The sequence below is a fragment of the Streptomyces sp. NPDC056161 genome, from assembly GCF_042268025.1.
Taxonomy (GTDB): Bacteria; Actinomycetota; Actinomycetes; order Streptomycetales; family Streptomycetaceae; genus Streptomyces.
Genome location: NZ_JBHJUV010000008.1, coordinates 179,155 through 194,201, shown reverse-complemented (window position 1 = coordinate 194,201; position 15,047 = coordinate 179,155). Strand labels below are relative to the sequence as shown.

Sequence of the window (15,047 nt, the reverse complement as noted above, 5' to 3'; positions counted from 1 at the left end):
CCTCATCCGGTCCGGCTCGTACACAGAGGGGACGCCTCGCCCCGTCCTATGGTTGTACAGTTGCGCAATGTGGCAATGATGGCAGATGGTACGCCGGGCCCCGGTCCGTGCCGCTGTCCGGCTGGGAAAGGAAGTGGCCAGATGCTCCGCAACGGACTTGAGCCGTGGCACCTGCTCATCGTGGCGATCGTGATCATCGTGTTGTTCGGTGCGAAGAAGCTGCCCGACACCGCCCGTGCGCTGGGCAAGTCGATGCGCATCCTCAAGAGCGAGGCCAAGGCCATGAAGGACGACGGCGGCGCGTCCGCGGCCGCGTCCGCGCAGCCCGGGGACGTGCCCGCCGCGCCGCGGGTCATCAAGTCCGCTCCCGGCGACCCGACGGCCGCCCATCCCGCCGCCGAGGAACCCGCGGCGCGCTGAACCGGGCGCTCCCGGCGCCGCTCAGGGGCTGGCGATGTCGAAGCCATAGCGCAGCGGCTCGTTCTTGACCCGGAAGTCACGGCGGTAGACGAACACCGCCTCGGCGCGCACCCCGGGCCGGGGCGGCGCGGCGTCCACCTCGCAGGGGAACGTCACCTGGATCACCCGCGGCCGGCCGGTGACCGTCATCCGCAGCCCGTCCGCGGGGCCCCCGTCGAGTACCGCACTCTCGATCCCCGTCTCGTCGCTCGAATCCACGGCGACAGATTATGGGTTGCGCAAGTGTCCGTGGGATGTGATGCCTGTCACGCCCGGGTTTACGAGTGTGACAATCGGTGAATACGGTGCCGGTCGGGGATCTTGGCCGTTCCCGCTCGCAATCGGTGTAAAGGCATAGGCGTAAAGACGTAAAGGGGTGTGCCGCTCTGTCCGGGTTCCGTCGGGAAGGGATCGTCGAAGGGATCATCACCGACTCGCCGCCCTCGGGCGGCCCCCGTCCACAACCGGCCGCGCCGCCGGACCCGGGCGGCCCACGGGACGCGTTCTTCGACAACGCGAAGTACGCGGCGATCGTGCTCGTCGCCGTGGCACACGCCTGGGAGCCGCTGCGCGCCGGCAGCCGTGCCGTCACCGCCCTCTACACGGTCGTCTACGCCTTCCACATGCCGGCCTTCATCGTGATCTCCGGCTACTTCTCGCGGAACTTCGACGCGAGCCCGGCCCGGCTCAAACGGCTGGTCACCGGGCTGGTCGTGCCCTACGTGGTGTTCGAGGTGGCGTACACCCTCTTCACCCGGTGGTCGGACCACGAACCGGACCGGGCGATCAGCCTGCTGGACCCGCTGTACCTCACCTGGTTCCTGGTGGCCCTGTTCATCTGGCGGCTGACCACGCCCCTGTGGAAGCTCCTACGGTGGCCGCTGCCCCTGGCGCTCGCCGTCGCGATGCTCGCCACCCTGACACCGTCCATCGGCAAGGACCTCGACCTCCAGCGCGTCCTTCAGTTCCTGCCGTACTTCGTGCTCGGCCTGTCGCTGCGGCCGGAGCACTTCCGGCTGGTGCGGCGCCGCGCCGTGCGGATCGCGGCCGTACCGGTGTTCGCCGCCGCGGTGGCCGTGGCGTACTGGGCGGTGCCGCGCTACAAGTACGCCTGGTTCTTCCACCGGGACAGCGCCGAGCAACTGGGCGCTCCCGGCTGGTACGGGCCGGTGCTGACGCTGGTCGTCCTCGGCATCTCGCTGACCCTGGTGGCCTGCTTCCTGTCCTGGATCCCGGGGCGCCGCCTGTGGTGCACCGCGCTGGGGGCGGGCACCCTGTACGGCTACCTCCTGCACGGATTCTTCCTCCAGGGGGCCAAGCCCGGGGGCTGGTACCGACCCGACTGGATCCACCGGCCGGCCGGCGCGGTCGTGGTGACCCTCGTCGCCGCGGCGGGGATCACCCTGCTGTGCACACCGCCGGTGCGGCGGGTCTTCCGGTTCGTCGTGGAGCCGAGGATGGACTGGGCGTTCCGGCGCGCCACCTCCCGGGACCGGGATCCGGACCGGGAGCGGAATCCGGACCGGGGCCGGGCCCGCACCGCGGGCGTGGGCTGAGACCCGCGCGTCGCGCACGTCACTCGGCGGACGTCACTCGGTGCACGTCACTCGGCGCACGTCACCCGGCGGGCATCACCCGGCAGGACGTCACTTGGTCACCGCCCCCGGCGCGTTCACCAGGTCCACGTCGCTCGCCCGGACGTAGGCGAGCCGGTGGCCGAACTGGATCTCGTAGTACTGCTCACTGCCCTTCACCACCGGACTCGGCGAGTAGGCGAAGGTGGAGCGGTCGGTGTACGAGCCGGTGAGCCGGTCCTGGGAGACATAGCGCTGGCCCGCCCCGATGGAGTAGGGCAGCGGCTCCTCGGTCGCCTCGTCGATGTTCGCCGGGTAGGCGCCGCTCTCCGGCAGGGCCCGCCCGTACACCGGGATCTCGGTCAGCCCCTGCTTCGGCGTCACCATCTGCCCCGTCGCCCCGACCGCCGTCGGGTGGTTCCGGGCGTTCTTGAACCAGGCCCTGCGGCCCAGGTACCAGATCGCCGTCCAGTCGCCCTGCCGCCCGGCGACCGCGTACGACTGGCCGGCGGAGACCCGCGAGCCCAGGTCGTTGACGTCCGTGGTGGAGCCCTCGCCGTCCGGGCGCCGCCCCTGGTCCTGGATCAGCGGCGCGTCCTCGCGCGGCTGGGTGTGCAGCCGCACGGCGCTGGAACCGTGCGGCGCGCACGGCACGCCGGCCCCGGTGCAGCCCGTGAACGTCGGCATGTAGGTGGTGTAGTCCGGGAGGATCGTCACCAGGGCGCTGTCCTCCCCGGCCGTGGCCTTCAGCGGGGCGCCGAGCAGGTCGAAGTAGTGCCGCCAGTCCCAGAACGGGCCCGGGTCGTCGTGCATGTCGGGGATCGTGTCGCTGGTGGGCGCGGGCACGTTGTCGTGGCCGAAGATGTGCTGCCGGTCCAGCGGGACGTGGTACTTCTTCGCCAGGTACTGCACGAGCCGCGCCGAGGACCGGTACATCTGCTCCGTGTACCAGGCGTCGGGCTGGGTGAGGAAACCTTCATGCTCGATGCCGATCGAACGGGCGTTCACGAACTGGCTGCCCGAGTGCCATGCCTCGTCCTTGGTCCTGATGTGCTGGGTGATGTGGCCGTCGCTGGAGCGCACCGAGTAGTGCCAGGACGCCTCCGTCGGATCCTGGATGGTCTTGAGCATGGAGTCCAGGGTCGCCTCGGTGTCGTGGATGACGATGTACTCGATCTTCTCGTCCCGGGGCCGGTCGGCCAGGTCGTGGTTGCCGTACTCGTCCTCGAACTGGACGTACGGCGCGCTGAGCCAGGAGCAGGTCAGCTCCACCGGGCACTCGACCTGCTTCGGCCGGTCCGGGTCCTTGGCCGACTGGGGACGCGGGCGGACGCTCGGATCGGGGACCAGGACGATGTGCTGCCCCTCGGCGGTGGTGCGGTCCGCGCCCTTGCGGATCAGCGCGAAGACGTCGTTCGCGTAGGTCGTCGCGGTCGCGGCGTCGGTGGTGCCCGGGAACCGGGCGACCGCCTCCCACCAGTCGGCCGGGCGGGCGCTGAGCGGCTTGCCGAGCTGCCGCTGGGTCGCCGCCAGCACGGCCGCGCCGCCGCGCACGTTGGCGCCGGGGTCCGTGCGCAGCCGCTCCACCGGGACGCCGGTCAGCCGGGCGGCGCGGCGCAGCTCGGCCGGCTGGAGGGACGGCCGGCTCGCGGGCCGCGGCGCCTGCTGCGGACCGGCCAGGGCGCGGTCCTCCTGCGGCGGCGCGGCCGAGGCCGGCGGCGGCGTCCGGGAACCGTCCACCAGGTGCATCGGCCCGTACCCGCCGCTGACACTCGCGGCGCCCACGTGCGCGTCCCAGCGCGACTGCAGGTAGGAGACGCCCAGGAGCACGCTCTGCGGTACGCGGTACTCCTCCGCGGCGGTCCGGAAGTCGCGCTGGAGGCTCCGGTCGTCCGGTCCGTCGCCGCCACCGGAGGGTACGGCCAGCAGCGGCAGCGCGAGGACGGACGAGGCGGCCACACAGACCGTCAGACGGTGTCCGCGCAGGGCGATGAGGACTCGGGAGGCGGCACGTTTTCTCATTGCGGGTGACTCCTACGGGCTCGTCGCAGCACGGACAAGCGCAACCAGGACAAAGGAGTTGCCCTGCACGCCACCTCTCGTACGTTTCCGTGCCCGGCGCGCAGGCGCGCGCCGAGCGTCACCGGCGTGGACCAGCCACCCGGCACAGGCCACCCGGTCGGCGGCAGCGCGCCGCCTGCGCCGGCGGGCCCGCTCAGCCGCCCGCGCCCCCGGTGTTCTCGCCGTCCCCGGCGCCCCCGGCGACCCCGGTGTTCCCGGCGCCCCCGGCGACCCCGGTGTTCCCGGCGTCCCCGGCATCCCCGGCATCCCCGGCGGGCTCGCCGTCCTCGACCGGGTTCACCCGCCAGTCGGGGTGTCCGGGCATGGGCGGGGTGTGCGCCCCGTACAGCCACGGTGTCAGAAACGGTGTCAGGTCCCGGCCCGCGACCCGGGAGGCGAGCGCGATGAAGTCCCGGGTGCCCGCCGTCCGGCCCTGGTAGCGCGTCACCCACTCGCGTTCGATCCGCTCGAAGGTCTCCTCGCCGACCTCCTCCCGCAGGGCGTAGAGGACCAGTGCCGAGCCGTCGTAGCGGATCTGACGGAACAGCGTGGACGAGGCGGGCTCGGCGGGCGCGCCGTCGTCGTGCCGCCACTGGTCGTGCTGCTCGTACGTCCACCGCATGGCCTCCTCCAGATCGGGGCCGCCGTGCGTGTCCGTGTAGAGCCGCTCGTAGAAGCGGGCGTGACCCTCGCTCAGCCACAGATCGGACCAGCGCCGCAGACCGACGCTGTCCCCCGTCCAGTGGTGGGCCAGCTCGTGCACGAGATCCCGTTCGGCGCCGACCCGGTCGCCCAGCAGGGTGGCGCTCGGTACGACGGACAGCGACTGCGTCTCCAGCGCCACCGGCAGGTCGGTGTCGCCCACCAGCACGCCGTACCGGCGGAAGGGGTACGGGCCGAGCCGCTGCTCCAGCCATTCCAGGTGCTGCGGGGTGAGCGCGCGGTACGCCGCGGTGCCGTCGACGAGGTCCCGCGGGACCACGTCCCGCACGGGCAGCCCGCGCGGCCCGCGGCCCTCGACGAAGGTGAACCTGCCGATCGCCAGCTGCACCAGCTGCGCGGCGACCGGCTGCTCGGAGTCGTACGTCCAGCGGATCCGCCCGTCGGGCCTGCGGACCCGCTCGACGAGCCGTCCGCCCGCCACCGCGCTCAGGTCCGCCGGGGTGGTGATGCGGAAGGTGACGGGGGCGCGCAGGCTCGGGTGGTCGCTGACCGGGAAGACCAGCTTGGCGCCGTCGGGCTGCGGACACAGCACGGTGCCGTCGGCGGTCGGCACCCAGCCGTACGCCCCGATCGCGTCGTCGCGGTGGCGCTGCTGCGTCGGGTCGGCGGTGTAGGCGACGCGCACGGTGAAGGCGGCGCCGTCGGGGATCGGCCGGGCCGGGGTGACGACGAGTTCGTCGCCGTCGCGCACGGCCCGCGCCGGTACGCCGTCCACGGTGACCGTGTGCAGGGTGTTGCCCGCGAAGTCGAGGTCGAAGCGGGACAGCGCCTGGGTGGCGGTGGCGCTGATGGTGGCCGCGGCGGGGAACGGCGTCCGCGGGGCCCGCCAGTCGAGGTCGAGGGTGTAACGGCGCACCGTGTAGCCCCCGTTGCCGTCGAGCGGCGCGAGCGGGTCACCGATGCCGGGGGCGCCGGGCGAGGGCACGGCACGGGGGGCGAGCGCGCCGGGGCGGGCGACGGGACGGCCACCGTCGTGGCGGAGCGCGCCGAGGAGGAGCGCGGCTCCGGTGATCCCGGCGGCTCCGGTGACGACGAGGGACGACACCTTCGTGATCTTCATGGGCGCACTATGGCAGCAAGGGGTATGTATAGCTACTTATGTTCCTTTTGCTGGGTCCTTCTTAGTTATGCGGGATTATGAATGGTTATTGGCCTCAGGGTTGTCCACGCCAGGGTTGTGTGCGCCGTCGAAGCCCTCGCCCGGGTCGGAACGCGCGAAAGCGGCTCCGCCCGCCCAGTGACCCCACTGGGCGGGCGGAGCCGCTTTCACCGATGTACGAGACCGATGTACCAACCGATGTAAGAGCCGACGTAAGAAATGGCGTACGAAACGGCGTACGAAACGGCGTACGTACGGGCTGACGCAGGTACTGCCTCGGATGTCTCAGCCCAGGCAGAGCACCAGCAGGCACAGCCGCGTCGGGTCGCTCGACGGTGGTGTCGAGGGGGCCGGGGTGCCGGTCTGCGGGTCGCTCGGGGCGGGGGTGCCGGTGGACGGGGCCGGCGTGGGCGTGCCGCTCGGCTGCTGGCTTCCCGTGCTCGTGTGCGCCGGGGCCGGTGCCGCGGTGCTCGGCCGGTGCGCGGTGGGCGTGGTGGCCGGGTGGGGCGCGACGGCGGCGTCCGGACGGGTGATCGAGGCGACCGTGCGCGGCGCGGCCTCGTTCCGCTGCCGCGAGGCGCCGGTGTCCCGGTCCTCGGTCCGGGACGACGAGGCCGACGTGGCGTCGTCGGTCGGCGCCGCGGGGACGGTCGCCGTCTGCTCCGGCAGCTCCCCGGTGAGGGTGATGCGGTGGTTGTCCGGCGCCGTCGCGGCCTGCGGCCGGACGGCCTGGTTGCGGTCCATCGCCGCGACGGTCAGGCCGCCTCCGACGAGCGCGACCGCCGTCGCCACCACGGCCCGGCGCTGGTTCTTCTTCCACCGGGCCCGCTGCCGGCGCCGCGCCGCGCGTCCCTCGCCCGAGGGCGCCGGGCTCGCGACGTCGTCCGCCGGGGGCGGCACGGCCGCGGTGTCGGGCACGTACTCGGGCTCGTCGGCCGGAGGCACGTCGTACCGGCGCAGCCACGCCGCGGGCGGCCGGCCGGCCGGGACGGCGAGTGCGGTGTCCGGGCGCTCCGGAGCCGCGGCGGTGATGCCGGACGCGGAGACGTCGGGGGCGATGTCCGGGGCGTACGCGCCGCACCCGGGACACACCAGGGCACCGTTGAGATGCCGACGGCACGAGGTGCAGTAGTCCATCCGCGGTCTTCCTGGGTCGCTGGCGCCGTGGGCCCGTCCGGGCACGGCCTGGTCGTGCTCGCACAACAGAGCGAGCGGCCAGCAACGGTAACGATCCTTTCGAGTGTCTGTGTGCAGCCCGTGTGACTCTCCTGCGCAGATTCCCCGCATCCGCCGTCCCTCCGCCGTCCAGCCACGGGATCAGCCCGTCCGGCCGCCCCAGCGGGTGTCGACGCGCTCCCACTCCTCGGCCCACTGGTTCAGGCGCCGCCGCTCCAGCCGGCCGCGGGCCAGCTGCGCACAGCCGGCCACGGCACCGGCGGTGGCCACCGCCACCAGCGCGCCGGTCCAGACCGACTGGAAGGCCGCGTCGCCGCCGGCCATCGGCCGCGTCGTCAGCCGGCCCTGCCCGTCCGTCCAGATCGCGACCTGGGTGCCCTTCGACGAGGCGGGCGGCACCTCGGTGCGGGCGAGGTGCGTGGAGCCGTCCGGGGCCGTCCAGCGGACGGTGGCCCAGACGTGCCCGCCGTCCGGGGTCTGCACGGACGGGCCGTGCGGCGCGTTCTCGGTGACGACCGCCGACACCGTGTGCCGCTCCGCCCGCTGCTGCGCCAGATTGCGGTCCACCGTGGACGCCGCCACCAGTCCCGCGAAGATGCTGCCCACGACGGCGATCACCCAGGCCGCGAGCAGGATCCAGGCTTCGACGACGTCGCTGCGGCGCCGCAGCGGACTGCGGCGCCAGCGCCACGTCCGCGCCCGGTCGAGCCGTATCCCTGCCATGGTCGACACCCCCTTTGCGGCACCGACAGGCCCACCTCTCGCCTTTCAGTGTCCTCCATCAGGGGCGTGATGGCAGGTTCTGTCCCGTATGCGGGATGTTCAAGGGTTGCGTGTGGGTTCGCGGGGCTGTGCGGGAGGCCGGCGGGCCGCTGTGGGCGAGGTTCTGTGCGCAGTGCGCGAGCCGGGTGGCGGCGGGGCTTCCGTGAACGCTCACCGGACCGTCTGCCGGACCGTCGCCATGGCCGGGTCGCACCGACTCGGACGGCCGCCCGGGTGCCGACTGAACCCCCGGAGCCGTCGGTCCGTTGTCAACTCTCGACCACGCACCTGCGCCAAGGAAGGAAGAAGAGATGCCGCGAGGATCACAGCCGGAAACAGATCCACAGCCGAAAACAGGAGATCTCCGGGCGATGCGGGCGGAGAGGGATCGGCGGCTGAGTGATCGGCCGGCGGGTTGGGCCGCGGTGGATCACCTACTCAAAAAGTACTACCTGGAACTGCAAGCGGGAGGATTGCAGTCTTCGTCCGAAAGGCTGCGCGCGGATCTCTCAAACGGGCTTTCGGCCGCTAAGGGCGCCAAGGGGGAAGTGGATTCCTTGGTCAAAAAAACCTTGGGACGTCAGGGTGACCTTGACCGCCAAGCCGCCTCCCTGGGTACGTCGAAGGAGGCACCGGAGATGACGTCGCACGAAGCGATTCACGCACGTGCGGCCGATAGAGCTTTCAAGCCGTTCGTCAGCTCACTATCGCGATACGAGCGATCGAATTCCAAAGAAGACGGTGAGCAGATGATCAATCACGGCCTGGTGTGGGCGAGCCTCAAGGAAGTCCAGCAGAACCTGATGGAGAAGAGGCTGGAGGATCTGAGCGAGCAAAACCGGGCGGCCCTGTACGCTCCCATGCACCAGGCGGTCGAGGTAATGCAGGGCGTCGCCGCATGGTTCTCTGGACAAGCGCGAAACCCCGTCGGTGGGGCCGCCCGCGCAACCCAACCGCCGGTCCCCTCCGCGGCGGCCACGCGCGGAAGGCCGCAACTCGCCGGCAGCAGCACCGTCAGCCTGCCTTACCGGCCGGCCGACAAACCCAAAGGTCCTACAAGGTAGACAGAGTCCGCCGGCAAGGGATCGCGGGCGGCCGTCATCAAGCACAGGAACGCCCCGTCAAGCACAGGAACGCCCCGTCAAGCACAGGAACGCCCCGTCGCGCGCCCTTCGCCGGTTCTGGGCGGAGCGTGGCGCGTCAGCCGCCGGAGGGGGGCGGGGTCGGGGGTGCGGGCCAGGACTCCGACTGAACCACCGACGCCGTCTGTCCGTTGGTGACTCTCAGGGAAGCATGCATGCCTGCGCGGAAGGAATGTGGAAGCGATGCCAGAGTCGGGAGATATCGCGACGTTGCGAGCCCAGCAAGCGGCTTCGAGAGAGCGGCGGGGGCAAGGGGCGCAAGTGGTCACGGATCTCTACCGAAATCTCGCAAATGTTCCGGTCACTGGTGATCAATTGACCGAAGGGCTCGCATGGGCCAGCAGGCGCGAGATCGACCTTGCCCGTCGGGCCCAAAACCTGGGCGTGGGGGAGCTGAGTGAACTGGAAAAGATTTACCACCATGCTTCCGAAATGCTCTTGACGAACTACACTACCTCACGCGATACCTACGCGGCCACGCAAACTCCTGCGGACTATCAGCGGATGCTGAAGGACGGCCAGGCATATGTCAACGCCAAAAGGGAAGGCCAAGACGCGCTGGAGCAAAGGCTGAACAGCGTGAGCGAGCAGCGCCGCGGGTATGACCCGGTCCGGGAGGCAAGTAACACTGCCAGCAATTCACAAGCCTCCTCCAGTAGCAGTCAGCAGCAACAGGTCAGCGCTTATCAGGGGCAGCAAACGGGTGCGCATCCGGCTAAAAAGGCCAGACGGTAATAGCCGGTGACGGTGGACTGCGGCCACCGGTCATCGAGTACGAGAACGCCCCGCCGTCGGCCTGTGCCCGCACCGGACGGGGCGTTCCGCGTGCCGCCGCCACCGCCCCGCCCGGTGTGTCCCTCCCACTCCGCCGCTCGCTGTCGCTGCCCGCTGTAACAGTTTAGTTATTGCGCAAACATCGGAACCATGGGCGCGGGTGCCGCGTTGGAACGAGTGACGGTACCGACGCAACGAACGCAACGAACGCAACGAACAACGGGAGGACGAGCCGTGGGAATCTCGCTCGCCAAGGGCGGCAACGTATCGCTGAGCAAGGAGGCGCCGGGCCTGAGCGCCGTCGTGGTCGGCCTCGGCTGGGACGTCCGCACCACCACCGGCGCGGACTACGACCTGGACGCCTCCGCGCTGCTGCTGAACACGTCCGGCAAGGTCGCCTCCGACGCGCACTTCGTCTTCTACAACAACCTCAGGAGCCCGGACGGCTCGGTGGAGCACACCGGTGACAACCTGACCGGTGAGGGCGAGGGCGACGACGAGAGCATCAACGTGAACCTCGCGGCCGTGCCCGTGGACATCGACAAGGTCGTCTTCCCGGTCTCCATCCACGAGGCGGAGCTGCGCGGACAGAACTTCGGCCAGGTCAGCAACGCGTTCATCCGGGTCGTGAACCAGGCGAACGGCCAGGAGATCGCCCGCTACGACCTGTCCGAGGACGCCTCGACGGAGACGGCGATGGTCTTCGGGGAGCTGTACCGACACGGCGCCGAGTGGAAGTTCCGCGCGGTCGGCCAGGGTTACGCGTCCGGCCTGCGCGGCATCGCCGCCGACTTCGGCGTGAATGTCTGAGACGGCAGCGGCGGAGACGACAGCGGCTGGGGCGGCACGGCTGACGGGGCACGGCTGATACGGCACGGCCGGGCCGACGGCGCCGTGACGGACGGCGACGGCTGACGCGGCGGCCGGCCCGTCTCGCCTCGTCCCGCCCTGTCTCGCCCCGTCCTGCCCCGTCCTGCCCTGTCTCGCCCCGTCCATCACAGCGGTCCCGTCCGGTCCCGTTTCCGGGTACCGGACGGGACCTTGCCCATCGGTCGGCTTCCTGCGTTCAGCCCGTCACAGGGCCGCGCACTGGCCCGCCTTGGGGCCGAGGACCGTGACCGGCCTGCCCGCGTTCTCCGGGACCGGCTGGTTGCCGGAGCAGGTCAGGGGCCCGGTGACGGTGGTGCCGGAGACGGTGACGCCACCGCTGTTGCCGGTGAGCACGACCGGACCGGTGACGGCGTCGACGGTGCAGCCCGTGCCACCGAGGACGACCGGCCCGCTCGTGCCGGTGACCGACACCGGCCCGGTGACGGTGGTGCCGCACCACTGCACCGTACGGGCCCGGTCCGCGGTCACCGGACCCGTCACCGTGCTGCCGCGGGAGACCAGGGAGGCCCCCGCGCGGACGGTCACGGGGCCGGTCAGCTGCGCCCGGTCGAGACAGGTGACGCCGGTGGCGACGGTCACCGGGCCGCGGTGGGTGCCGGTGAGCGTGGTGGTGCAGGACGGGGCCGGGGTGAGGCCGGACTTGAAGTCGAGGGCGTAGGCGAGCTTGCCGGGCTTGGCGTCCGTGATCGGCTTGCTCACCTTGGCGAACTCACCGCCGGTCTCCTTCTTGCCGTCGTTCCACTGGGCCATCTTGCCCAGCTCGGCGGCCGTCCGGCCGCCCGCCACCGGATCGTCACCGCCGAGCGCGGCCATGGCCTGGGACGCCTGCTTGACCAGGCTCAAGTAGGCCGCCGGGTCACTCGGTCCGGCCGCCGGCACGGGCAGTCGGTCGCGCAGCCACTCGCCCCAGTAGAACTCCAGGAACTCGCTCGCGTCGTCGGGCACCGCGTAGCCGATGTCCCGGGTGAAGTAGACGAGGCCGCGGTACAGGTCGTCGTGGAAGTGGGCCAGACCGAGGCGGTCGGGCAACTGGTCCACGGTGATCGGCCGGTCGTTCTCGTCGCGCAGCCAGACCTTCCGCTCGTCCGTCATCCGCTGCCAGAAGGCCGCGGTCGACAGGGAGCTGAAGTTGTCGGTGACGCGCACCCGGATGTGGAGCGCGTCGCCGCCGTCGGGGAGTTCGTCGAACACGGTGAGGGTGTGGTGCCCGTCCGTGAGGTACAGCTTGCCGCCGGGGCCGACCACCGCCGTCTTCATCCCGGCGACGCTGTCGGCCGTCTCCTGCCCGAGCGGCACGGTGCAGGAGAAGCTGGCCGGGTCGTCGAGGCGGGCACCGGGCCGCACGGACGCGGCCTCGCCCTGCCCGTTGGTCTCGCACCAGTCGTCGAACCGCTTGTTGAAGTCGCCCGCCGCCTCGTCCTTGTCCGAACCGTAACGGCCGAGCTTGTAGTAGACCTCGTCATAGCCGAGCACCGACTGGGTCGGATGCAGCTCGCCCAGGGTGACGTCCAGCAACTCGCCCGGCTGGGCGCACACTTGGGACGCCCGTCCGGCACCGCAGCCCTGCGCCTGCGCCTGCGCCGCGCCCGCTCCGGTGACGACCGCCCCGGCCGCCAGCGCGACGGCGGTCAGGGCCGCCGCCGTACGGCGCCTCGGTCTCGGGCCGGCGTCCGACCGGTTTCCGGCACTCTTTGCCCGCATGGAGTCCCTTCCGCTTGAACGGGCGCTGCCCCGCGCCCGGTTTGCCGGGAGAACGCTCGCAGGCGTGCCGGATCACCGGGTGGAATCGGCGTGAACTCCCGGTGCGCCCACAGCCGAGACCGGCCAACGGTCCCTGAGGTCCGCGGGATCCCCTCCCGCAGTCCGTGAGAGCGAGGGGATCCATGTGGTCTCGGTCACTGCGGGGGCCACCGGGGTGATGCTTGGCGCATCCTGTGCGCTAGTGATAGCAGTGCACCTGTGTGTCAGGTGTGACTCCTGAACTTTCTGCCGCTGTCCTTCACGGACCTCAGCGGCCTTCTCTGGGGTGGGATACATAGTGAGTCCTCGTACGTCGCATGCGTACAGACCGTTGACCATGAAACGGCGGGTGTGGCTGACGCTCGGGGCGGTCGTCCTGGGCGGTGGCGGCGTGGTGTCCTATGCCGTCGCCAGCCCCGCCGACGGTCACGGGACCAGGGCCGAACGGCCGGCGAAGGTCTACGCCCTCGGGCTGAAGACCGCCACGAGCAACAAGCGGGAGCTGGGCCGCACGGACACCCAGCAGTTCTCATTGCTGGGCGTCTCCTGGACGGGCGCCGCCCACCGGCTGGACGGGACGGCGCAGGTGCGCACCCACAGCCTGGACACCGGCGAGTGGAGCGCCTGGCACGACCTGGAGCTGAACACCGACCCGCCGGAGGATCCCGAGGCCGGTGCGCGCGGCGCGTCCGAGCCGCTGTGGGTCGGCCCCTCCGACGGCGTCGAGGCCCAGGTCGTCCGCAAGGACGGCTCGACCCGCGCGCTGCCCCCGGGGCTTCAGGTGAACCTGGTCGACCCGGGCGTGGTCACCGCTGCCGAGCAGAAACGCGCGGACGCCGATCCCGCCGCCTTCGTCGCGGCGGACAGTTCGGGCGCCACCCCGGCCGACTCCGCCTCCCCCTCGGGCTCCTCGACCCCCTCCACGAGCCCGTCGCCCACCAAGCCCTCGGCGCCGCCGTCCACCGTGCCGGAACCGCCGATCGTCTCCCGGGCCGGCTGGGGCGCCGACGAGTCGATCAGCCCCGACCCGTCGGAGTACAACCCGGACGTGAAGGCCGTGTTCGTGCACCACACGGACGGCGCCAACGACTACTCCTGCGCCGACTCGGCGGCCGTGGTCCGATCGATCATGCTCTACCACGTGAAGATCGAGGGCTGGAACGACATCGGCTACAACTTCCTCGTCGACAAGTGCGGCACCATCTTCGAGGGCCGCAAGGGAGGTGTCGACCTGCCGGTGCTCGGCGCACACACCTACGGCTGGAACCGGGAGTCCACGGGCATCGCGGTGCTCGGCACCTACACCAGCGCCGGCGCCTCCAGCGCCACGCTGACCTCGGTCGCCCGGATCGCGGCCTGGAAGCTCGGGCAGTACGGTGCCGACCCGGCCGGAACCGTCGACCTGAACGCGGGCGCCACGCAGACGAACTACTTCCACAAGGACTTCACCGCGGGCACCAAGTACACCTTCCCGCGGATCTCCGCACACCGTGACGGCTTCAACACCGAGTGCCCCGGCGACGGGCTCTACAACCAGTTGCCGACCATCCGCACCCTGGCGGCCGGTCCGGTGCAGGGCCTGAAGGTCGCCTCGGTCACCGGCGCCACCCTGAACGGCTCGACGTACTACACCAAGGGCGCCGTCACCGTGAAGTGGTCGGCCACCACGCCGTCGTCGCTCATCTCCAAGTACGAGCTGGTGGTCGACGGCAAGACCGTCGCCACCCTGGCCGGTACCGCCACCTCCGGCGCGACCACGCTGGCCGTGGGCAGTCACACGGTCGCCGTGCGGGCCGTGCACCAGTCCGGCAGGACGGCCACCAGCGCCTCGGTGAAGGTCGTGGCGGACACCACCGCGCCCACCTTCAGCACCAACCCGAACATCGCCCTGCGCACCGGCACCGTCAGCACCACCTCCGTCCCGGTCACGCTGGGCTGGAAGGCCGCCGACACGACGGCCCTGCGCCAGGTGAACCTGCTGGCCCCGGCGGCCGTCACCTTCGGCCCGACCACCACCAGCTCCAGCCGCACCGTCAAGCCCGGCGTCGCCACCACCTGGTCGATGCGCGCGTACGACTGGGCGGGCAACTACCGCACGGTCTCGCCCGCCTACACCCCGGTGATCCTCCAGGAGACCTCCGCCACCAGGACGGGCACCTGGAGCACCCGCTCCAGCTCCAGCTACCTCGGCGGCAAGTCGTACTCAAGCTCGGCCAAGAACGCGAGCCTCACCTGGACCTTCACCGGCCGCTCGGCCGCCCTGGTGGTCTCCCGCGCCGCCACCTCCGGGCAGGTGTACGTGTACGTCGACGGGACGAAGGTCTCGACCGTCGACCTGAAGTCGTCCACCACGCAGTACCGCAACGCCATCTGGACCAAGTCCTGGTCCAGCAGCGCCAAGCACACCGTCAAGCTCGTCGTGGTCGGCACCAGCGGCCGTCCGACCGTCACCACCGACGGGCTCGTCTACGTGAAGTGACGGCCCCGTAGCGGTACATCGGCGGCCCGGCCGCGGTAGACCGGGCCGCCGCACACCGCACACCGGATCGCGATACGCAGGTCCCGTGGAGCAGAGGAAACTCGCTCCGCGGGACCTGCGCGCGTTCACGGCCGACTTCCCGGTCGCTGCCCGGTCGGCTGCCCGGC

The 15,047-nt window shown here is 71.2% G+C and carries 12 protein-coding genes; 6 read left to right on the top strand and 6 right to left on the bottom strand.

Annotated elements, in window-relative coordinates; all coding sequences use genetic code 11:
- Positions 1-141 precede the first annotated feature (141 nt).
- The gene (tatA, locus tag ACFC09_RS10375; protein ID WP_376525580.1) at positions 142-420 is read left to right on the top strand and encodes a Sec-independent protein translocase subunit TatA; all 279 of its coding nucleotides are present in this window, start codon (positions 142-144) and stop codon (positions 418-420) included.
- A gap of 21 nt (positions 421-441) precedes the next feature.
- Here the strand turns inward: tatA and ACFC09_RS10370 are convergent, their stop codons facing one another.
- Complete coding sequence (locus ACFC09_RS10370) at positions 442-678, bottom strand: hypothetical protein (protein ID WP_376525578.1); 237 nt, start codon at positions 676-678, stop codon at positions 442-444.
- Between the two features lie 206 nt (positions 679-884).
- Here ACFC09_RS10370 and ACFC09_RS10365 point away from each other — a divergent pair, with 206 nt between their 5' ends.
- Positions 885-2,015, top strand: a complete 1,131-nt coding sequence (locus ACFC09_RS10365) for an acyltransferase family protein (protein ID WP_376525644.1) — start codon at positions 885-887, stop codon at positions 2,013-2,015.
- A gap of 90 nt (positions 2,016-2,105) precedes the next feature.
- On the opposite strand, the gene ACFC09_RS10360 is transcribed toward ACFC09_RS10365, so the two are convergent.
- From ACFC09_RS10360 to ACFC09_RS10345, 4 genes are all read right to left on the bottom strand, one after another.
- Positions 2,106-4,055 (bottom strand): N-acetylmuramoyl-L-alanine amidase, encoded by a 1,950-nt coding sequence (locus ACFC09_RS10360; protein WP_376525576.1) that lies wholly within the window; start codon positions 4,053-4,055, stop codon positions 2,106-2,108.
- A 193-nt stretch (positions 4,056-4,248) separates the two neighbouring features.
- Positions 4,249-5,877: a M1 family metallopeptidase gene (locus ACFC09_RS10355; protein WP_376525574.1), complete on the bottom strand. Its 1,629-nt coding sequence runs from the start codon at positions 5,875-5,877 to the stop codon at positions 4,249-4,251.
- Positions 5,878-6,201: 324 nt separating this feature from the next.
- Entirely contained in the window at positions 6,202-7,053 is an 852-nt protein-coding gene (locus ACFC09_RS10350) for a hypothetical protein (protein ID WP_376525573.1), read from the bottom strand.
- A gap of 180 nt (positions 7,054-7,233) precedes the next feature.
- On the bottom strand, positions 7,234-7,815 hold the full coding sequence (locus ACFC09_RS10345) for a hypothetical protein (protein WP_376525571.1): 582 nt from the start codon (positions 7,813-7,815) through the stop codon (positions 7,234-7,236).
- 464 nt (positions 7,816-8,279) lie between these two features.
- Between ACFC09_RS10345 and ACFC09_RS10340 the strand changes: the two genes are divergently transcribed.
- The 3 genes from ACFC09_RS10340 to ACFC09_RS10330 all read left to right on the top strand — a co-directional run bounded on the left by ACFC09_RS10340 (position 8,280) and on the right by ACFC09_RS10330 (position 10,580).
- Entirely contained in the window at positions 8,280-8,918 is a 639-nt protein-coding gene (locus ACFC09_RS10340; protein WP_376525569.1) for a hypothetical protein, read from the top strand.
- 339 nt (positions 8,919-9,257) lie between these two features.
- Entirely contained in the window at positions 9,258-9,731 is a 474-nt protein-coding gene (locus ACFC09_RS10335) for a hypothetical protein (RefSeq protein ID WP_376525567.1), read from the top strand.
- A gap of 273 nt (positions 9,732-10,004) precedes the next feature.
- A complete protein-coding gene (locus ACFC09_RS10330; RefSeq protein ID WP_376525565.1) occupies positions 10,005-10,580 on the top strand; it encodes a TerD family protein in 576 nt (191 codons plus the stop codon).
- A gap of 264 nt (positions 10,581-10,844) precedes the next feature.
- Here ACFC09_RS10330 and ACFC09_RS10325 read toward each other — a convergent pair whose 3' ends face one another.
- Positions 10,845-12,362 carry a ParB/Srx family N-terminal domain-containing protein gene (locus ACFC09_RS10325; protein ID WP_376525563.1) on the bottom strand — a complete coding sequence of 506 codons (1,518 nt, stop codon included), beginning with the start codon at positions 12,360-12,362 and terminating at the stop codon, positions 10,845-10,847.
- A 376-nt stretch (positions 12,363-12,738) separates the two neighbouring features.
- On the opposite strand from ACFC09_RS10325, the gene ACFC09_RS10320 reads away from it, so the two are divergent.
- Positions 12,739-14,880: a peptidoglycan recognition protein gene (locus ACFC09_RS10320; protein ID WP_376525561.1), complete on the top strand. Its 2,142-nt coding sequence runs from the start codon at positions 12,739-12,741 to the stop codon at positions 14,878-14,880.
- The last annotated feature ends 167 nt before the right edge of the window (positions 14,881-15,047 follow it).